Annotated in this window: 21 protein-coding genes; 16 read left to right on the top strand and 5 right to left on the bottom strand. The window is 26.8% G+C overall.

Going from position 1 to position 20,895, the window contains the following annotated elements:
* Window positions 1-121 precede the first annotated feature (121 nt).
* Together ACN6I1_RS05820 and ACN6I1_RS05825 are read left to right on the top strand one after the other, a co-directional pair.
* Window positions 122-1,186 carry a lysylphosphatidylglycerol synthase transmembrane domain-containing protein gene (locus ACN6I1_RS05820; RefSeq protein ID WP_419743067.1) on the top strand — a complete coding sequence of 355 codons (1,065 nt, stop codon included), beginning with the start codon at window positions 122-124 and terminating at the stop codon, window positions 1,184-1,186.
* 172 nt (window positions 1,187-1,358) lie between these two features.
* Window positions 1,359-2,585, top strand: coding sequence for a dicarboxylate/amino acid:cation symporter (locus ACN6I1_RS05825; RefSeq protein ID WP_021428962.1), 1,227 nt, complete (start codon window positions 1,359-1,361; stop codon window positions 2,583-2,585).
* Window positions 2,586-2,641: 56 nt separating this feature from the next.
* On the opposite strand, the gene ACN6I1_RS05830 is transcribed toward ACN6I1_RS05825, so the two are convergent.
* Entirely contained in the window at window positions 2,642-2,980 is a 339-nt protein-coding gene (locus tag ACN6I1_RS05830) for a phage holin family protein (RefSeq protein WP_025161297.1), read from the bottom strand.
* Window positions 2,981-3,600: 620 nt separating this feature from the next.
* Between ACN6I1_RS05830 and ACN6I1_RS05835 the strand changes: the two genes are divergently transcribed.
* The 8 genes from ACN6I1_RS05835 to ACN6I1_RS05870 all read left to right on the top strand — a co-directional run bounded on the left by ACN6I1_RS05835 (window position 3,601) and on the right by ACN6I1_RS05870 (window position 10,577).
* The gene (locus ACN6I1_RS05835; protein ID WP_419743068.1) at window positions 3,601-3,888 is read left to right on the top strand and encodes a hypothetical protein; all 288 of its coding nucleotides are present in this window, start codon (window positions 3,601-3,603) and stop codon (window positions 3,886-3,888) included.
* 161 nt (window positions 3,889-4,049) lie between these two features.
* Window positions 4,050-4,310, top strand: coding sequence for a hypothetical protein (locus ACN6I1_RS05840; protein WP_419743069.1), 261 nt, complete (start codon window positions 4,050-4,052; stop codon window positions 4,308-4,310).
* 347 nt (window positions 4,311-4,657) lie between these two features.
* On the top strand, window positions 4,658-5,323 hold the full coding sequence (locus tag ACN6I1_RS05845) for a DUF969 domain-containing protein (protein ID WP_053832311.1): 666 nt from the start codon (window positions 4,658-4,660) through the stop codon (window positions 5,321-5,323).
* A 14-nt stretch (window positions 5,324-5,337) separates the two neighbouring features.
* Window positions 5,338-6,270 (top strand): DUF979 domain-containing protein, encoded by a 933-nt coding sequence (locus ACN6I1_RS05850; protein ID WP_021430803.1) that lies wholly within the window; start codon window positions 5,338-5,340, stop codon window positions 6,268-6,270.
* 33 nt (window positions 6,271-6,303) lie between these two features.
* Window positions 6,304-6,945, top strand: a complete 642-nt coding sequence (gene pcp, locus ACN6I1_RS05855; protein WP_419743070.1) for a pyroglutamyl-peptidase I — start codon at window positions 6,304-6,306, stop codon at window positions 6,943-6,945.
* A complete protein-coding gene (locus tag ACN6I1_RS05860; protein ID WP_419743071.1) occupies window positions 6,939-7,355 on the top strand; it encodes a gamma-glutamylcyclotransferase family protein in 417 nt (138 codons plus the stop codon). Before pcp ends, ACN6I1_RS05860 begins: the two co-directional genes overlap by 7 nt.
* 147 nt (window positions 7,356-7,502) lie before the next feature.
* Window positions 7,503-8,354 carry a L,D-transpeptidase family protein gene (locus ACN6I1_RS05865; protein WP_419743072.1) on the top strand — a complete coding sequence of 284 codons (852 nt, stop codon included), beginning with the start codon at window positions 7,503-7,505 and terminating at the stop codon, window positions 8,352-8,354.
* A gap of 111 nt (window positions 8,355-8,465) precedes the next feature.
* Entirely contained in the window at window positions 8,466-10,577 is a 2,112-nt protein-coding gene (locus ACN6I1_RS05870) for a DNA topoisomerase III (RefSeq protein ID WP_419743073.1), read from the top strand.
* A gap of 353 nt (window positions 10,578-10,930) precedes the next feature.
* Here ACN6I1_RS05870 and ACN6I1_RS05875 read toward each other — a convergent pair whose 3' ends face one another.
* Window positions 10,931-11,260, bottom strand: coding sequence for a hypothetical protein (locus ACN6I1_RS05875; RefSeq protein WP_419743074.1), 330 nt, complete (start codon window positions 11,258-11,260; stop codon window positions 10,931-10,933).
* Between the two features lie 147 nt (window positions 11,261-11,407).
* Between ACN6I1_RS05875 and ACN6I1_RS05880 the strand changes: the two genes are divergently transcribed.
* From ACN6I1_RS05880 to epsC, 4 genes are all read left to right on the top strand, one after another.
* Complete coding sequence (locus ACN6I1_RS05880) at window positions 11,408-12,181, top strand: sugar phosphate isomerase/epimerase family protein (RefSeq protein ID WP_419743075.1); 774 nt, start codon at window positions 11,408-11,410, stop codon at window positions 12,179-12,181.
* Window positions 12,182-12,398: 217 nt separating this feature from the next.
* Complete coding sequence (locus tag ACN6I1_RS05885) at window positions 12,399-12,974, top strand: PepSY domain-containing protein (RefSeq protein WP_323728845.1); 576 nt, start codon at window positions 12,399-12,401, stop codon at window positions 12,972-12,974.
* Between the two features lie 256 nt (window positions 12,975-13,230).
* A complete protein-coding gene (gene cysK / locus ACN6I1_RS05890; RefSeq protein ID WP_419743076.1) occupies window positions 13,231-14,133 on the top strand; it encodes a cysteine synthase A in 903 nt (300 codons plus the stop codon).
* Between the two features lies 1 nt (window position 14,134).
* Window positions 14,135-14,650: a serine O-acetyltransferase EpsC gene (gene epsC, locus ACN6I1_RS05895; protein WP_419743077.1), complete on the top strand. Its 516-nt coding sequence runs from the start codon at window positions 14,135-14,137 to the stop codon at window positions 14,648-14,650.
* Between the two features lie 73 nt (window positions 14,651-14,723).
* Here the strand turns inward: epsC and ACN6I1_RS05900 are convergent, their stop codons facing one another.
* On the bottom strand, window positions 14,724-15,362 hold the full coding sequence (locus tag ACN6I1_RS05900) for a heme oxygenase (biliverdin-producing) (protein ID WP_419743078.1): 639 nt from the start codon (window positions 15,360-15,362) through the stop codon (window positions 14,724-14,726).
* A gap of 192 nt (window positions 15,363-15,554) precedes the next feature.
* Between ACN6I1_RS05900 and ACN6I1_RS05905 the strand changes: the two genes are divergently transcribed.
* Window positions 15,555-16,343, top strand: a complete 789-nt coding sequence (locus ACN6I1_RS05905; RefSeq protein WP_148550583.1) for an EcsC family protein — start codon at window positions 15,555-15,557, stop codon at window positions 16,341-16,343.
* A gap of 61 nt (window positions 16,344-16,404) precedes the next feature.
* Here the strand turns inward: ACN6I1_RS05905 and ACN6I1_RS05910 are convergent, their stop codons facing one another.
* Both ACN6I1_RS05910 and ACN6I1_RS05915 read right to left on the bottom strand, forming a co-directional pair.
* A complete protein-coding gene (locus ACN6I1_RS05910) occupies window positions 16,405-17,142 on the bottom strand; it encodes a LytR/AlgR family response regulator transcription factor (RefSeq protein WP_419743079.1) in 738 nt (245 codons plus the stop codon).
* Between the two features lie 26 nt (window positions 17,143-17,168).
* A complete protein-coding gene (locus tag ACN6I1_RS05915) occupies window positions 17,169-18,104 on the bottom strand; it encodes a sensor histidine kinase (protein ID WP_419743080.1) in 936 nt (311 codons plus the stop codon).
* Window positions 18,105-18,311: 207 nt separating this feature from the next.
* Between ACN6I1_RS05915 and ACN6I1_RS05920 the strand changes: the two genes are divergently transcribed.
* Window positions 18,312-20,891 carry an ABC transporter permease gene (locus tag ACN6I1_RS05920; protein WP_419743081.1) on the top strand — a complete coding sequence of 860 codons (2,580 nt, stop codon included), beginning with the start codon at window positions 18,312-18,314 and terminating at the stop codon, window positions 20,889-20,891.
* Window positions 20,892-20,895 lie beyond the last annotated feature (4 nt).

The raw sequence follows: 20,895 nt of genomic DNA on the forward strand, positions 1-20,895 counted from the left end.
AGAGAAATAGGGGTGAATCTTTTTCTTTTTTATTACAAAAAAGTAAGAAATAATTCGTACCATAAAAACCAAATGTATTGTATAATAGGTAGTGTCAAATTAAAGGGGATGGAGGTTTCCTATGAAAAAGAAAAAGACATTAAATAAAAATATATTACAATATGGCTTTTTGGTATTTATATTAGGAATGACAAGTTACTTAGTTTATAGAACTTTAGACATAGATATGCTTAATGAAGTTGTAGATATGGTAGATAAAAAATTTATATTTTTGGGAATATGTGCAGTGATTACACACATGTTATTAGAGGGTGTAGTTTTAAAAATAGTAATAGATAGCATTCATAAAGTTCAGACAAGATTTATAGGTTTTAAATTAGCAACTATGGGGTTTTATTATAACTTAATAACGCCATTTGCATCAGGAAGTCAGCCGATGCAAATATATGTATTAAACAAATGTAAGATGCCAGCTAGTAAAGCAACTGCGGTTATAATGAATAAATCTATAATATATCAAGTTGTAGTTACAGTATATTGTTCTGTCTTAGTGCTTTTAAATACAGCTATATTAAAGGAATTAAGGGGCATAATGCCTTTGATATTAATAGGGATTGCAATAAATGCATTTACATTAATCGTTTCTATGATGGTTATATATAATCCTGAATTAATTAAAAAAGTGTCTAAACGTGTTATAAATTTTTTAGTTAAATTTAAATTATTTAAATTTTTAGAAGGTAAAGTTGAGAAAGTAGAAAGTTTTGCAGATGAATATAGTAAGTCTGTTAATTTATTTATAAAGAATAGAAAAGCGCTTGTGCTAACGCTTTTGATAACTGTAGTTCAGCTAAGTGTATATTTTAGTATATCATTTTGGATATATAGAGCATTTAATTTAAGCGGATATACATATATATATATGCTTACATTACAAGCATTCTTATATATGGCAATATCACCTATTCCAACTCCAGGGAATGCAGGAGCAAGTGAATTAGCATTCTTTGCAATATTTAAAAGTGTGTTCCCGCAACCTCTTATGGGATATGCAATTTTCTTATATGGTGGATTTGTATACTATGCAGTGCTAATAGGAAGTGGAATATTTACAATGATAACTCATCATAGTATGGATAGAAAAAGTAAGAAAATTAAAAGAAAAAATAAAGAATATGCAGCTTAATATTATTATAAAAGGCATACCGTAGAAACGGCATGCCTTTTATTTTACAGAAATTTCGCAAAAATATTACTTTTTACAAGTAACTTGACTTTTTGTGTCTAAATGTATACTATTTTAGTCAAAGGGGAAAATGTTTTTATCATAAAAATTATTCATAAGGGGAGGAATTATTTTGACAAAAGCAAAGAAAAAAATAGGACTGGTACCGAAACTAATAATAGCAATAATACTTGGTATCATTATAGGTAGTTATGCTCCTAAGGGAGTAATTGAGATTTTAGTTACTATAAGTGGTTTATTTGCTTCATTTTTACAGTTTGTAATACCATTTATAATTTTAGGTTTTGTTACAGCTGGGATAGCTGACTTAACATCAGGAGCAGGAAAGTTATTAGGAATAACAACTGGTATAGCATATTGTTCTACAATAATAGCTGGATTGCTTGCATATACAGTTGCAATAACTATTTTCCCTTCTTTTATAAACGCTAGTTCAGCTGGAGCTATAGGAGATCCAAACGCAGGTATGCTTTCACCAATATTTACTATACCATTAGAGCCAATGTTAGATGTAACAGCTGCCATAGTTTTCGCATTCATGATGGGACTTGGAATTTCAGCGCTTAGAGGTCGTGGAAGAGGAGAAGGATTATTCAACATTGCTATGGATTTCCAAGAAATAATAAAATCTACTTTAGCGAAAATAATAATACCGTTACTACCTCTTTATATAGCAGGAACTTTTGCTAATATAACTTTTGCAGGACAAGTATGGGATATACTAAAAATATTTGGTAAGGTATATTTAATCGTAATACCACTTCATATCATATACATATGCTTCCAATTTACTCTTGCTGGAACATATACTAAAAAGAATCCAATACAATTACTTAAAAATCAAATACCAGGATATCTAACAGCAGTTGGAACTCAGTCATCAGCAGCTACTATACCAGTAAACGTAGAGTGTGCTGAAAAAAATGGAGTATCTAAACAAATAAGAGAGTTTGTTGTACCTCTTTGTGCAACTATTCACTTAGCTGGAAGTATAATTTCTGTAACATCATTCACAGTAGCTGTTTTAATGATGAATCAAATGAATTATAGTTTAGCGGTAATATTACCATACTTACTTATGTTAGGAGTTGCTATGGTTGCAGCACCAGGAGCACCAGGTGGGGCTATAATGAGTGCACTTCCATTTTTACCTATGGTAGGAATACCATCAGATGGAGGCCTTGCAAGTTTAATGATAGCACTTTACATAACTCAAGATAGTTTTGGTACTGCGGCTAACGTATCAGGAGATAATGCAATAGCGGTAGTAATAGATGAGATAAATGATAAATCAATTAAACGAGAAAAGAAAAAAGAATATAAAGAAGTTAATGCTTAATAAAAAAGAGTTATCTCAACTTAGAGATAACTCTTTTTTATAATAAATTTATTCTATTAATCAAGTACATTATATATAATTGTATTTGCAATAGATAATAATATAGAAGCACCTATAGCACTAACAAATCCGTATAAGTGTACTCCAGGGACTATACTAAAAGCTAATTTTAAAACAACAGCATTTATAACTAATGAGAATAAACCTAATGTTAAAAATGTTATAGGTAGTGAGAAAAGCTGAAGTAAAGGCTTAATTGTTAAGTTTAAAACACCAAAAATAACTGTTAGTATAAGTAAAGAGCTAAAAGATGTTATAGAAACACTGCTCATTAATAATGATACTATATATAAAGATATAGCATTAACTACTATAAATAAAGATACTTTTTTCATAGTAAAAAACTCCTTTTCAATAAAATTTACTAATTTATTAAAGCTTAATATATAATAATATATTCCCATAAAAAAATAAATTACACATTTTATGTAAAATTTAGACCTAAAATTATATTACCATGGTTTAGCCCATGGAGCTTCATAATATTCTTCTTTCCACAATAAATCTGTAGAAACTCTAAATATATCACTAGATAACGCTGATTTATAAAAAATGTTAATTACATTTATCTTATTACACAAATCATTGTGCATAATAATTTTAAAATCATCACATTCAAAGACTGTATCATTTTCTGTAGGCTCATCCAGAGCTACGCTAAAAACAGGGCCGTATCATGCACTTACTTCTTTTATATATACTCTTAGATACTTAACATCTAAATTATAAGATTTAAAAATATTATTTAGTTCTTTTTTAGCTGGATTACTAATATTTATAATCATAAAAACACATCCTTTATATTTTAGTATTTATTAATATACCCTAATTTAAATAAAAATAAATGACAATATTGTTAAGGAATAATTAAGGAATTATTGATATAATAAAAGCTAAGGGAATATTTGGAGATGATAAAATTGAATAATCTTGGAATTGTATGTAAAATTATTTTATGCATGTCTGCAATTTTCGAGAAAAGTTTAAATTAACTGAAATAATAGGTATAACGACTTCAATAATAGCATTATTTAATTTAATAGTAGAAGGTAATAATTATACGGTAAATATTTTTCAGATAGATTCCTATTATAATAGATCTATGTATTTAGCATTGGTTTATTTGATAATATATGGATTATATTCTCTTATAGAAAGTTTTATAAATTTAGCAAAAATAACTGAGGAAGGAATTATCTTTATAGATGGAACTTATGTGAAATATAAAGAAATAAATGTTTAGAAGAATTATCCAAAAGGGTATATATATAATTAAATTTATTGTAATATAGTACAATAAACAGGTATAATATTAGATGTATTAATAATATAATGTAAATGGAGTAAATAAAAAGTAACATAAAGTTAAAATGTTATAAACTTAATTATAGATAGAAGGGAAATATGGATATGTTTTTTTTCGATTTTTTTAAAACCAACAAAAAGAAAGTACAAGAACAAATAAGTGAACTAAAAAGTGAAAGAGCGTGTTTAGAGAAAGAATTTAATAAACATCATAATAAATATGAAGAATTATGGAGGAAATATCATAGCAATGAAATGAACTATACTTCAGCCATGAAGGTAGATAATAAGTGTTATGAATTAAAAGCTAGAATAAAAGAACTTGATAAGAAGATAAAGGAATTAGAGGAAGAGTTATAAAAATTAAAGCTTATAAACTTTGTTTAACAACAAAGTTTATAAGCTTTTTTATTTCATAAAATAAAACTTGTATGAATAAAGATCAAAATAAGATAATTTTTTATAATAACTCTTAAATTGAATATAAAAATAAAATTATATTCAAAATTTATTGAACTTTATAAAATAAAAAAGAATTTTTTACCATAAAAATATAATTAATGTTAGATCAAATGGGAAAGGTAAGAAATTAAACTAAATTATCGAAAAATTTAAAAAAATGTAAAAATTGATTGACAATAAATCTCATTTTAAATATAATTTGAAATAACATTATAAAGTTAAGGAGTAAAGAAAGGAAGTAAAGCATGATAAAATTAATAGGTATTTTAGTTGTCATATTAGGATTTGTATTTAAAGTAGAAACTTTATTTACAGTATTAGTTGCGGGGATTGCAACTGGATTAGTGGCAGGAATGGATATTATGGATATTCTAAATACATTGGGGCAATCGTTTGTAGATAATAGAGCGGTATCATTATTTATAATGACTCTGCCAGTAATAGGAATACTAGAAAGATATGGATTAAAGCAAAGGGCTGTTTATTTAATACAAAAGCTTGGAAAGTTAACTACAGGAGGCGTATTTTCTATATATATGATAATAAGGCAAATAGCTGGTGCACTTTCAATAAGAATAAGTGGACATCCTCAATTTGTTAGACCTTTAGTTGAGCCTATGGCACAAGCCGCAGCAAAGAGTAAGTATAAAAATGTAGATGTAAAAGACGAAGAAGCTATAAAGGCTTTATCAGCAGCTAGTGAAAACTATGGAAACTTTTATGGTCAAAATTTATTCTCTGGAAGTTCAGGAGTATTATTGATAGCATCGACTTTAACTGGATTTGGATATGCAGTAAGTGAGCTAGATATAGCTAAGGCAAGTATAATAATGGCTGTAATAGCATTTTTAATTTCTGCATTGCAAAACTATTTATTTGATAAAAAATTAAACAGAAAATATAACAAATAGGGGAGGACTCATAAGTGCAAAACTTTATAAATATAGGACTAGAATCGTTTTATGTTTTAATGGGAATTTTAATGCTAGTCATTGGTGTTAAATCACTTAAAACAATTGATAATAATAAAAAATATGGAACATTTGCTTTTTGGGTATTACTTAGTTTACCGTTTATATTTGGAAAAGTACTACCAGCAACATTTATTGGAGGAATATTAGTATTATTAAGTTTATTAACTCTTACTAAGCAAGTTGTGTTTGCGAAATACGAAGTTGCAACTGAAGAGTTTAGTCAAGCTAAATCAGAAAAAATAAAGAGTAAAATATTTTTACCTTCACTTATATTAGCATTTGCAGCAGTTGCGGTAGCTATGTCACTTTCTTCATATGCTAGTTCATCACAATTTGCAATAGGAGCTGGAGCAATAGTAGCACTTATAAGTGCATTTATAATCACAAGAGCAAAACCTAAAGAAGCAGTTGAAGATGGAGCAAGATTACTTCAACAAATGGGGCCTACTAGTATGCTACCCCAATTACTTGTTGCACTTGGAGTTTTATTTACAAATGCAGGAGTTGGAGATGTAATATCTAATATGATATCAGGAGTGGTTCCAGCGGATAGTAGATTCTTTGGAGTAGTAGCTTATGTTTTAGGAATGGCAATTTTCACTATGATAATGGGTAATGCATTTGCAGCATTTTCAGTTATAACAGCAGGTATAGGGATACCTTTTGTATTATCTCAAGGTGCAGATCCAGCCATAGTTGGAGCTTTAGCATTAACAGCAGGGTATTGTGGAACTTTACTTACGCCTATGGCTGCAAACTTTAATATAGTACCAGCAGCATTACTAGAAGCTAAAGATCAATACAGTGTAATTAAATATCAGGCACCAGTTGCTATTGTATTATTAGCTATACACATATTTGTAATGTACACATTTGCATTTTAATTATTTAGTAAAATTTTAAAGGAGGAAAGTGGAATGAAAATATTAATAACAGGATTTGATCCATTTGGAGGAGAGCCTATAAATCCAGCTGAAGAAGCTGTTAAAAGAATAAAAGATGAAATAAATGGAGCTGAGGTTATAAAGCTGACTATACCTACAGTTAGAACAAAATCAGTTGAATCTATAGAACAAGCAATAGATAAGCACAATCCAGATATAGTAATATCAGTTGGGCAAGCAGGAGGCAGATTTGATATAACTCCAGAAAGAGTAGCTATAAACTTAGATGATTTTAGAATAAAAGATAATGAAGGTAATCAAGTTGTTGATGAAACTATACAAATTGATGGACAGCCGGCATACTTCTCTAATCTACCAATAAAAGGTATGGTAAAACATATGAATGAAAATGGGATACCAGCATCGGTTTCAAACACTGCAGGAACTTTTGTTTGTAATCATGTAATGTATGGGATACTATATTTGATAGATAAAAAATATCCGAATATAAAAGGTGGATTTATTCATATACCATATATGACAGGACAAGTTATAGATAAGAAAAACATGCCTTATATGAGTTTAGATGAAATTGTTACTGGACTTGAATTAGCAATAGAAGCATGTACTATATATAATGAAGATATAAGAGCAATAGGTGGAGAAATATGTTAGTAAAAAAGATATTTGTATATGGTAGTTTAAGAAGCGATATGTTCAATTACAATATATATTTAAATGGAAAAGTAAAAAGTTCTAAAAAAGGATATATAAATGGTAATTTATATCATTTAGACAACAAAGGCTACCCAGCAGTTACAAAAGGGAATAAAAAGATTCTAGGGGAATTAATGGAACTTAATGATTTTGAAGCAACGTTAAAAGAACTAGATGATATGGAGAATTATCAGTTAGATGGATTTAACAATGAATATAATAGGCGTGAAGTAGATGTTACTCTTCTAGATGGAAGTATAGAAAAGGCATATTTTTATGAGTACAATAAAGATGCTGAAATTAATAAAGATGATGTATTAATTTCTATAGAATGTGGTGACTGGAAAGAATATATGTCAAATAAATAAAGAATAAAAGCTATCTTAATAAAATTTTGTAATTTATTAGGATAGCTTTTTTATATTTAAGCCAAGGAAATTTTTACGTGGCTATTCACCTATATATAAATAAGTACATAAAATTATATAAGTTATATAATAAGGATGTGTGTATTATTGAATATAGATAAGAATTTTATAAAAATAAATATGCTTCCACAACATAAGTATACGCTCAAAAACTCAAACTTAAGAAAAGATCCCTCAACTAGTTCTGATATTATTACTGTTATTTCTAAAGGTTCTAAGGTTGAACTTATTGAAGCTTATGATGAATGGAGTAAAGTAAGATATGAATCAAATATAGGATATATACACAATGATTTATTATCAATTACTAAATATGCATGGAGTAACTTAAACCTTAGAAAAGAACCGAATACTCAATCAAATATAATAATTATAATACCAAAAGAATCTAGAGTAGAAGTTATAGAAAATATAGGAGACTGGAGCAATATAATATATAATGACATAGAAGGGTATGTATTTAATTACTTTTTATCCGATGATGGGAATAAACATGATGTATTAGATTATAAATATTTTTATAGTGACATGACTAAATTTGTAAATCAAAACAATATAAAGAGCCCTACAAACAATTTATTAGTAACTGATTTGAAAAATAAGTATACCTATATTTTTAAAAAAGATAACAACTCTTGGGTACAGTTGTTTAAATGGAAATGTACTGTTGGAAAACCTAGTACTCCAACTATAACAGGAATTTTTTATATAGATGGAAGAAAGCCGTATTTTGGGACTGATGAGTATAGAGTTAAATATGCAACACGTATAAAAGACGGATACTATTATCATTCAGTACTGTATGATTCTAAAGGAAGTTATATAATAGATGGAAGGTTAGGGAAAGCTTTGAGCCATGGTTGTATAAGGCTAGACACCGAAAATGCTAAATGGATATATAATAATATATTAGATACTACTACAGTGGTAATACATTAAATATATAAGGGAGTTGTATAAATGTAAATTTCAAACTCCCTTATATATTTAACATATATTAGGAAACTATGTTATTATATACTAAAGCATTAATGAAAGGAAAAAGATATAATGGGAAAAACACTAGTACTAGCAGAAAAACCTTCTGTAGGAAGAGATTTAGCTAGAGTATTAAATTGTAAAAATGAAAAAAATGGATATATAGAAGGTAGTAATTATGTAGTAACATGGGCTCTTGGCCATTTAGTAACACTTGCTGAAACTGAAAGTTACTCAAATAAATATAAAAATTGGGACATAAATGATTTACCTATATTACCTAAATATTTAAAGACGGTAGTTATAAAAAAGACATCTAAACAATTCAACACAGTGAAAGCTCAACTAAATAGAAATGATATTGAATCGATTGTAATAGCTACAGATGCGGGTAGAGAAGGAGAACTTGTAGCAAGATGGATAATAGAAAAAGCACAAGTTAAAAAGCCTATAAAGCGTTTATGGATATCATCTAGCACAGATAAAGCTATAAAAGAAGGATTTTCAAAATTAAAGGATGGAAAAGAATATGAAAACTTATATCGCTCAGCAGTTGCTAGAGCAGAAGCTGATTGGTTAGTTGGAATAAATGCAACAAGAGCACTTACAACGAAGCATAATGCACAACTTTCTTGTGGTAGAGTTCAAACTCCTACTGTAAATATGGTTTACAAAAGAGAAGAGGAAATTCAAAAATTTAAACCAAAAGAATTCTATGGTATTAAATTACAAGCACCTATGTTTAGTTTAAACTGGGTAGATCCTAAGAATAATAGTCAAAATAGCTTTAATAAAGAAAAAGTAGAAAATATATTAACTAAGATAGAAAATAAAAATGCTGAGATATTAGAAGTTAATAAAACTTATAAAAAGAAATATTCACCAGGATTATATGACTTAACAGAATTACAAAGAGATGCAAATAAAATATTTAATTTCTCTGCAAAAGAGACTTTATCTATAATGCAAAAATTATATGAACACCATAAAGTTCTGACATATCCTAGAACAGATTCCAAATACATTAGTACTGATATAGTAGACACTTTAAAGGATAGAGTTAGAGCTGTGAGTGTAAGTGACTATGCAAAAGTTTGTACTAAAATATTAAAAGACAAAATAAAAACTAATAAATCATTTGTAGATAATTCTAAAGTAACAGATCACCATGCGATAATACCTACTGAGGAGAGAGTATTCTTAAGCGATTTAAGTGATAGAGAAAGAAAAATTTACGATTTAGTAGTAAAAAGATTTTTAAGTGTTTTAAGTGATCCTTTTGAATATGAACAAACAACTATAAAGGCTAACATAGAAGGTGAAACTTTTGTAGCTAAAGGTAAAAAAGTTATTAAATTAGGATGGAAAGAAAACTATACTAATATAGATGAAGATGATGACAATGATCAAAATCTTCCAAACTTAAATAAAGATGATATTATAAAGGTAGTTAAATGTAGTTTAACTAGTGGCAAAACACAACCTCCAAAACCATTAAATGAAGCTAGTTTATTAGCTCAAATGGAAAAAGAAGGTCTTGGAACAGTTGCAACTCGTGCAGATATAATAGAAAAGATTTTTAATTCCTTCTTAGTTGAAAAAAGAGGTAAAGATATTTTAATAACATCTAAAGGAAAGCAATTGTTAGAGTTAGTTCCTAGCGAGTTAAAATCGGCAGAGCTTACATCTTCTTGGGAGAAGAAGCTTAATGAAATATCATGTGGTAAGTTAAAGAAAGATGTATTTGTAAATGAAATGAAAGACTACACTAAAGATATTGTAAAAGATATAAAAAGTAGTGATGCTAAATTTAAACATGATAACTTAACTAAAAATAAGTGTCCTGAATGTGGAAAGTATATGCTTGAAGTTAATGGAAAAAGAGGAAAGATGCTAATTTGCCAAGATAGAGATTGCAACACTAGAAAGATGGTTTCTACAACTACTAATGCGAGATGTCCTGTTTGCCATAAAAAACTTGAACTTAGAGGCGAAGGGGAAGGGAAGACTTTTGTTTGTAGCTGTGGACATCGTGAAAAACTAAGTACTTTTAATAAGAGAAAGAAAGAAGAAAATAACAAAGCATCTAAGAGAGATGTTAATAAATATTTAAAGAATCAAAATAAACAAGAAGAAAGTTTCAATAATCCTTTTGCAGAGGCATTAGCTAAACTTAAAAAATAGTTATCTTAATTAACATGAAGGGGTTATATGTATGATTTGCGCAACAAGCTGAAAAGATTGCTTGAAATGTTGCTACATCATACATATAACCCCTTTTATTATTAAAAAAATCATTTTTTATTGTATTTTTGTTAACAATATTTGCTGTCAACTTATTGAAAATGTTACCACTGCTTTTATAGTTGTTATATAGTTTATATCATCAATAACTATACATTCTTTTTTATTTGAATTACTCATTTTTATATAAATTTTGATTAAATTATAACACTTTTGTGAATTTACATATAAATTAATAATTTAGAATAAATTAGTTTACATAATTAAATTTAAGTAACTTATAAGATTTATTTTTAAGCTGTGAAAAAATAATCCCAATAAGTATAGACACTTAAAATAAATGCAACAAATGTATAAAGTAGAGAGACCAAAAAAGGAGTGTTTTTAAAGAATTTAAGGCTATAGTTACGAGTTGTTTCTTTATCAATTGATATTGCGGTCCAATAATTTAAAAACCTATTATATATGTTATCCTCTGTTGAAAAGAATCCTATAATTGTTGTGAATAAAACTCCTATTATTAAAGACATGTCAAGAAAAGATACTTTCAAAGAATTGCTTATTAGGTGGTTTACTAAAACTATTATAAATAAAGTTAAAATTCCAATAAAAAGTTTTTTCAAATATATAACCTCCTTAATTTATTTAATATAATTGTATAGACTTAAATAGATTTAATCAATAGAAAAAAGGGTAATCTAGTTACTATATATAATTATTAAAAATAAGTTATTGTTGTGATGAAAATTTAAAATAAAGGTGGTGTAATGATGAAGGATATTAAGTTAGTAAAACTTATTGGAGATATAAATAAAAGCAATATAGATGAAATTAAAAACTTAGGAATTGGAGTAGAAATTCAAAGTTTTCCTCAAAATATTTTAGATGAAGATTATAGTACAATAATAAGTGATTGTAAGAATAAATTAAAAAATTTTATAAATGTAATATCATTACATGGATCCTCGTTTGATTTAAACCCAGGGAGTACAGATAAAAAAGTTATTGAGCTAACAAAATATAGATATATGCAATCAGTTGAAATTGCCAAGGAAATAGGTGCTAAATATGTAATTTTTCATAGCCAACTAAACCCTTTATTAAGTGTAGAGAAAATAAGAAAACTTAAGTTAGACAATCAAATAAAATTTTGGCAAGATTTTATGAACGAAATTGATGATATAGATGTGACTATTTTATTAGAAAATGAGTATGATGAAAATCCTGAAGAGATTTTATATATCGTTGAATCAGTAAACTCTTCTAAACTTAGAATATGTTTAGATACAGGTCATATTTTAGCATACTCTAAAAAATCTTTAGAAGAATGGATAGTGTCTGCAAAAGATTTTATAACGTATATACATTTACATTTTAATGATGGCAAAAATGATTCTCATAGCAAACCAAACTATGAACAACTAATTTATTTTAAAAACATAATAGAAGAGGCTAAAATAAATCCTATATTGTCGCTAGAATATAGCTTTGAAAATGTATCAGAAGAAGTAGATAGAGTAAGGAATGTTTTGAGTAAAAAATAAATAAAAAAGTGTAGTCAAAATAATATAAAAAGACTACACTTTTTTATTTGTTTTAGCAAATCTTTGTTGTGAGTATTCGAATTAGTACATAACATAGACACCACTTAATAATATTGTTAATTTTATAAGTTTGAAACTGTGAGATATGTTTGAATATGTAAAAAGATGGTATATATATTAATGTTGAAATTTTAATAATTATTCAGGAGGGATAGATATGAAAATTAACAAAGCAATTATTATAGCATTAGGATTAGTTGTTATATGCGGGGTTGGAGTAAGTTATTCGTTAGTAAAAGATGACAAAGCAGAATACCTAACAAAAGACCAAGCAAAAAATATTATTTTAGAAAAAGTACCAGATGGTAAGATATTAGAGTTTTCTTATGATAATGAAAATAATTCACCAAAGTATGAATCAGAAATAGTTAAAGATACTATGAAATACCAAGTTGATGTAGATGCTGAAACTGGTAAAATAATAAACTTTGAACAAGAGGTACTTAAAGATCAAAATAATGTAAAAACTTCAGATAAGCTAATAAGTGAAGATAAAGCTATGGATATAATGATTAACAAAGTTCCAAAAGCTACAGTTCAAAAATTTAACTTAGATAAAGATGGAAAAAATGCTGAGTATGAAGGTGTACTTACAAAAGCAGATACAAAATATGAAATAACAGTAGATGCAAAAACTGGGGATATAAAAGAGTTTAGTCATGAACAAATAAAAGTAAAAGACACAAAAGCAGATAAAGATAATCAATATGGAGATATAGAGATCAATGACTAAAATAAAAAAAGTGTAGTTATCTAATGATTAAGAATTAGATGGTTACACTTTTTTTATTTTTATATAAATAAAATAGTATAGACTAAAACTATTAATCTAACAATAAATATAGAATTAAACTATATTTATTGAAAGCAAATAACAAATTTAGTAAGATTAGAAAAACTAATTTAAAAAATGAATTCTGTATGTATAAAAATTTATAAACATTTATAGTTGCTTATACATATAATTAAAAAAATAGGAGGGGTAATATATGTTATATAATAATATTTTAGATCTTATAGGAAAAACTCCAATAGTTAAGCTAAATAATATTCAAAGTGAAAATAATATATTTTTAAAGTTAGAAAAATACAATATAGGTGGAAGTATAAAAGATAGAGCTGTTCTTGGGATGATTGAAGACCTTATGGAAAGCGGAGATATAAAAAAAGGAGATATTATAGTAGAAGCAACAAGTGGAAATACGGGAATTGCTTTATCCATGATTGGAAAGCTAAAGGGGCTTAAGATTATTATAGTTATGCCTAGTTCTATGAGCAAAGAGCGTAGAGATTTGATGAAAGCATATGGATCAGATATAATACTGACAGGTGAAGGTGGAATGCAAGCCTCTATAGATAAAGCAAGTGAATTAATAAGTTCAAATGTAAATTATAAATCTTTGAAGCAATTTGAAAATAAAAGTAATCCTAAGAAACACTATGCTACAACTGCAATAGAAATATATGAAGATATTAAAGATATAGATATATTTGTGTGTGGTATAGGAACAGGTGGAACAATAAGTGGAGTTGGAAAATATTTAAAAGAATTAAACAAAGACATAAAAGTTATTGGAGTTGAGCCAGAAAGTTCTCCTTTAATATCTAAAGGACATAGTGGGCCTCATAAGATACAAGGAATAGGAGCGAATTTTATACCTAAAAATTTAGATATGAGTATTGTAGATGAAATAGTAACTGTAAAGGATGAAGAAGCTATAAACACTATCAAGTTACTGGGAGAAAAGGAAGGAATACTAGTAGGGATTTCATCTGGAGCAAATGTATATGCAAGTATGGAGATAGCTAAGAAGTTTAAAGGAAAAAACATTGTAACAATATCTCCTGATGGAATTGAGAAGTATCTATCTATGGATATAATTGGAGGATAGAATGCTAAAAAAAATAAATGCTGACATAGAGTATATAATTGAAAATGACCCAGCTGCAAGATCTAAGATAGAAGTTTTTTTACTTTATCCATCAGTTCATGCTCTGATTGGTCACAGAATTGCACATTACTTTTATAAATATAAAATGTTCTTTATAGCAAGATTTATATCGCAAGTAAATAGATTTATAACGGGAATAGAGATACATCCAGGTGCAACTATAGGAAGTGGAATTTTAATTGACCATGGTATGGGAGTAGTAATAGGAGAAACTGCAGAGGTTGGCAACAGAGTTACTATATATCATGGAACCACATTAGGAGGAACAGGAAAAGACAGCGGTAAAAGACATCCAACTGTAGGGGATAATGTAGTAATAGGAGCAGGAGCTAAAGTTTTAGGACCAATAACTATAGGTGCAAATTCTAAAGTAGGTGCAAATGCAGTTGTATTAAAAGATGTTCCGCAAAATAGTACAGTGGTTGGGATCCCTGGTAAAATAATAAAAAAGGAATAACTAAGAAGTTATTCCTTTTTTATTTCAGTGTAAAGTTTAAAATAATGTACGTCGAATAGGGGGAAACTAAATTTTACTTATCAAACTTCACGTAATCTAATTCATTAGATATACTTATATTAAAAACATATGAAAGCGAAATTTCATTTAAGAATTTAGCTTTTTCTTCATCACTTAAATTTATTAAATCAAGTTTTTTATGATATTCCATCACAAAAGCTTTTAAGTCTTTTATATGGTCGAACATATAATAATTAAGACCTTCATTTTCGATAGAGTAGTTTTCTTTTATTATTTTAAAGATAGTTCTACCACCAAATAAATCTGCTAAATATCTTGTATAAGCATGAGCAACTAATAATTTAGGATTTGTTTGAGAGATTTCATCTAATCTATCAACGAAAACCCTTGTTGAATCGCAAATTTCTATTGAATCAATCTTATATCCTAATAAGAACTTAGAATCATCAAGTAAAGCATTAGCTCTAAATACTTCAGGAGTTATAAATTCTTTTAAGACTTCATCGTCTTTATGCTTTTCAAGATTCTCCTCTATTGCTTTGTAAATAAAATAAAGATTATAGATGTACTCTCCGTATGTTTCAACATTAGCATCTCCATCAATTAATCTTTTTATGAACCCTGTATTTTCAGCCATATCGTGTAATCTTTTTGTGCTACTTTGAATGACTTTTAAAAAGTTCATATCCATAAAATCATCTTCTTTCTTTTGTATTGTGATTACTAATAAAATAAATACCCTAGGAAATTAAAACTAAAACATTAATTTTAACAGTTATTACAATTTTGATATATTAGACCAAGTAGGTTTAATGTATAATAAAATATACTATAATTACTAAAAGGAAACTTTTAATTAAGATAATTAAAGATAGGTGATAAAATGCAAGACTATAACAATATACAGATAAGAGAACTAGAAAATTGGAAAGAAAAGATGAAAAAGAAGCCATCAATAATAAATAAAGCATCTAAAGAAGCTCAAAATAAACTAAATTCAGTACTTCCTGAAAATTATCATAATATACTTACTACAGCTATAAAGAATATGACAAAGGTTGTTTTGTTTGGGTCAAAATATACAACAAAAGCTCCGATTGAAAATATTTCATTGCAAGAGCGAGACGAATTAGCTTATGAAAAGATTAGATTATACAAAAAAACTGCTATGCTAGAAGGAGCAGGTACTGGAGCTGGAGGAATTATTGTTGGTCTTGCTGACTTTCCTTTACTTTTAAGTATAAAAATAAAACTTCTATATGAGATTGCAAGTATTTATGGATTTGATACTAAGGATTATAAAGAAAGGATATATTTATTAAATATATTTCAATTAGCATTTTCAAGTCAAAATCATGTTAATACTATATTTAAAGATATGGAGCATTTTAATGAATCAAAAGATATACTATCAGATGATATAAACGATTTTGATTGGAGAAAGTTTCAGCAAGAATATAGAGATTATATAGATTTAGCTAAGTTACTGCAACTAGTTCCTGGGATAGGAGCTTTTGTTGGTGCATATGTAAACAATAAATTAGTAGATAAGTTGGGAGAGTATGCAATATATTCTTATCATATGAGGTTATTAGATACTAGTGGATATATAAAAGAAAATGAGAGCTTTTTATCTAAAAGTTATAAAAAAATCATATCAAGAGTTAAATAATTAAAAAATTTACAAAATAAGTGTATGTTAATATTATAATACCAACATACACTTATTTAAATTAAAAGCGTTTAGTCCTATAAAATCTATACAAAAAGTCTTTTTCTAAAGTTTTACTAAGAGTTGCACTTTCTTGGAAATTAATAAACTTTATTTCTAAAGCAGATTTGCTGGTAGGAATAACCTTATGTATCAATTTAAGATTTACTATATAACTTTTATGAGTTTTAAAAAAGTTTGGTGGAATTCTAGAATCTAAATCATCGAAATTCTCATAAAATTTTATAATATCATGATCTTTGGTATATAAGTTTACAGCTCTAGAGTTTTTCTCAAACATAACTATATCATCAAAATTAATCATATGTATCTGCTTTCTAATTTTATAAACAAATAAAGTATCATCTATAAAATTATTTGTAGCTAGTTTATGAGAATTAATGTGATCAATAGCAATATTTACAGAATCTAAAATTTTGTTTTCAGTAAATGGCTTGACTATAAAATCAACTGGATGAACTTTAAAACTTTCCAAGCTATAATCAGAAAATCCAGTTACAAAAATTATATGAACATCTTTATCTATCGAAGATATTTCTTTGGCACAATCTATACCATTTTTATGAGGCATATCAATATCTATTATAAGTAAATCTATTTTCTCACATTTAATAAAATCTATTGCTTCTATTCCATTTTTAACTTTTTTTACATAGTCCACATATCCGGATTTTTTTAGTATGTTTTCAATATCATCTCGAACAGCTTTATCATCATCACATATCAAAACTTTTATCATAAATATTTTCTCCCTATAAACTTTTATTAACAATATTTAGGTATTAAAATCGTAAACTCAGTTATAAATTCGTCGCTACTTGCAAATATATGATACCCATATTTATCTAAAATATCTTTAACTAGATAAAGACCGTACCCCCTATGTTCACCGTCTTTAGTAGAAAAGCCTTCATCAAATATACTTTCCGTATTATATATTTTAGGTCCGTTGTTTTTTATAGATATAACATATTGAAATTCATCTTCATAAACAAATAACTTTATATATTTATTATCTTTATTAAGTGTAGATAGTGAATCAATAGCATTATCTATTATATTTAATAAAACAGAACTCATATCATTAGGTTCAATAACTAGATTGTCTATAAAATCTTGTATATAAACATCAAAAGAAATATTTTTTATAAGACACTCTTCATATTTTAAAGATGCAATTGCATCTAAATAAGAAACCTTTCCGTACCTTGAGGTTTTACTTCTAAAACTATTAGATATATTTGTTATATATTCTTTAGCATCGTCGCTAAGTCCATTATTTAATAAAGAGTACACAACTTGAAGATGTTTTAGATAATCATGTTTTTGACTCCTAAGTTTACTTATAATGTTATCTTTATGCTCAATTTTAATATTTTGGGTTTTGAGTTCTGTTTTATTGCAGTTATTATTATCTATTAATTTAATAATTTTATAGCCTATATAAAAACTAATATATATAAGTAAAAAAGATAAAAATATTTTAAACAACCCACTAAACAATAAATTATAATTAAGTTTGATTAGCATAAAAACTAAAAAATTTTTTATAAGAACTGATATTACAATAGATATAAATATTGTTATTAGACCTTTTTTAGAAAGTGATAGTTTTTTAAAAAACAAAAACTTATCAAGGTAAAAATTAAGTCCTATAAATATAATTAAAATATATATAGGAAATATAATAATATTGTCCATAACTCACCCCTAAATGATTTTATATACAGATTATAACATTTATAAAAAAATATGTAAAAAATGGAAAATTACAAAGAAGCTATAAAAAAGTGAAAATTAAGTTATAAATTTATGTAAACAACCTTTAAAAACTTGAAAATTTACAATTTGATACATTTTTTAAATGAATATATAATTAAGTTATCAAATAGGGAGGAATATATAAATATGGGGAATGATTTGAGTATAGTATTAAAATACATAAAAAGTTATAAAACAAGGTCATTAGCTATAATACTAAGTATATTGCTTGGAACAGCTCTTATAGTAGGGGTGGGTACATTAGCTAGAAGTGCTCAACAAGCAGATGTAGATAGAATGAAGAGAGAATTAGGAACTCATCATGTTAAATTTAAAGATATAAATAAAGATCAATTAGAGATTGTAAAACAAGGAAATGATATAAATGAAATTGGCATAACATCTAATTATGCATCAACTGATTTAGGCGAAAAATTACCTATGAATATAGTTCGGGCAAGTGAAAATTACTTAAATAAAGACTCTAAACTTTTAAAAGGAAGGTTTCCAAAAGATAAAAATGAAGTTGTAGTAGAAAAATGGATTTTAAATTGTTTAGGTCTAGAACCTAATATAAATCAAGAAATAACTTTCAAATTATATGAAAAAGATAAGCCAGAAACATTTAAAGTAGTAGGAATACTTAGTGACAGATATAATGAAAAAAGCGTTGGAATATGTGAAATGTTTATGAACCTAGATGAATCAAACGCTAATACATTTGATACATATGTAGAATTTAATGAAAATAGTGATATATTAAAAAATATAAAAGACATATCTAAAGAAGCTAAGTTTAATAAAAAAGACAATATTAGAGAAAATAAAGAACTTGTATCTTCTATTATGGCAAATGGTCGATTAGACCAAGAAAGTAAAAACACAGCAATAGGTGTAAGTGTATTTGCAGGATTTGTAATGTACAGTATATATAGTATATCAACATATCAAAGAATAAGAGAATATGGAGTATTAAAAGCTTTAGGGGCTACTAATTTTAAAGTTTTTAGACTCATGCTATATGAACTATTAATACTTAGCTTTGTAAGTTTACCTATAGGAATATTAATTGGTATGGGTGGGGCACAAATTTTTAATAAATTGTCAGGGAATATAAACTTTGATATTGAAGGCGTAGTTACTCCATTTGTATTACCTACTAATATTATATTTTTAGCGATAGGATGTACACTTTTAGTGAGCTTCATCATAAGTATATTAACGTACATAAAAATAGCAAAAGTATCTACAATAGATGCAATAAGAAAAAATTTAAATAGTAATAAAAAAGTAAAGAAAAATAATTTTGTAGTAAATAAATTAAGTAAATACATAACTGTAACCAAAAGTGTATCTATGCGAAACATATTTAGAGATAAAGGTGGGCTAATAATTATAATTTTATCTATGAGTATAGGTGGATTAATGATTGTTAGAGATAATTATACAGATAAAGAATATACTGAAAGAATGAAAAAGTTTGAATTGAATTATTATAACAATGGAGATTTTATTTTAAATGCTAATAGTTTTTCTAATGAAAATAGTGCTATAAGCAAAGAACAGATAAATGAAATAAAAGCAATAGATGGAATTAAGGAAGTTAAAACAGCAAGTATTTTACAAACAAGAATGGATATACCAAAAGATAAATTTAATGATTTAAGTTACTATAAGGACCAAGATGAAAACAGTAAAAAAGTAAGAGGTGGACATGAACTTTTAGAAAACAAAGAAAAAAACACATATACAATTAAGCAACAAATAAAAGGTTATAATGATGAAATGATAAAGTCGTTAAATGATTATGTGGTAAGTGGTAAAATAGATACAGATAAAATGAAAAATAGCAACGAAGTTGTACTATATATGCCTCACACCAAACGTGAATATGGACGAAGTGATATTGTTATAGGCGGAGGTAAACCAGTTGTAGATATAAAGGTAGGGGACACTGTAAAGGTAAAATATCCAAAAACTAAAATGAAAACTGCAGATGATGAAGAAAAATACTGGAATATGAAAGATGAAGATAACTATGATTATGAATATTGTGAATTTAAAGTTGGAGCAATAGTTGATTACCCGTTTGCAGATGACTGCTTATATTCATGGACAAGTGGAATAGACGTTATAACAAGCAACGAATATATGGAAAAGATTACAGGAGTAAATACATATAATTTAGTTTATGCAAATGTTAAAGATGGTGCAAACTATGAAAAAATAAATAAAAAACTAGGTAAGATAGGTAGTAAAACTGCTGGAACAACAACAAAATGCATGATAAAAGAAAAAGAGATTCACAAACAATCATTGAAACAACAACAAATATATAGTTATGGAATTATATTAGTTATATTTATAATCAGCATGTTCAATATAATTAATAATGTTAGCTACAATATAACATCTAGAACTAGTGAATTTGGAATGTTAAGAGCAGTAGGAATATCAAATGAAGATTTGAAAAAAATGATAATATATGAAGGATTGTTATACGGTTTGCTTTCTAGTATAACTGTAATAGTACTTGGAATAATAATGCAAATTAGAATATACAACACTTGGGGATTTGAATATGTTGGATTAGAATTTAAAATTGCTTACATGGATTATATATTAATAAGTGTTACAAATATATTAATAGGACTGCTTGCAACATATATACCAGCAAGAAAAATAAAAGAAAGCACTATAGTAGAATCTATAAATATAGTGGAATAGGGTG

This window comes from Paraclostridium dentum (genome assembly GCF_048568265.1).
GTDB lineage: Bacteria > Bacillota > Clostridia > Peptostreptococcales > Peptostreptococcaceae > Paraclostridium > Paraclostridium dentum.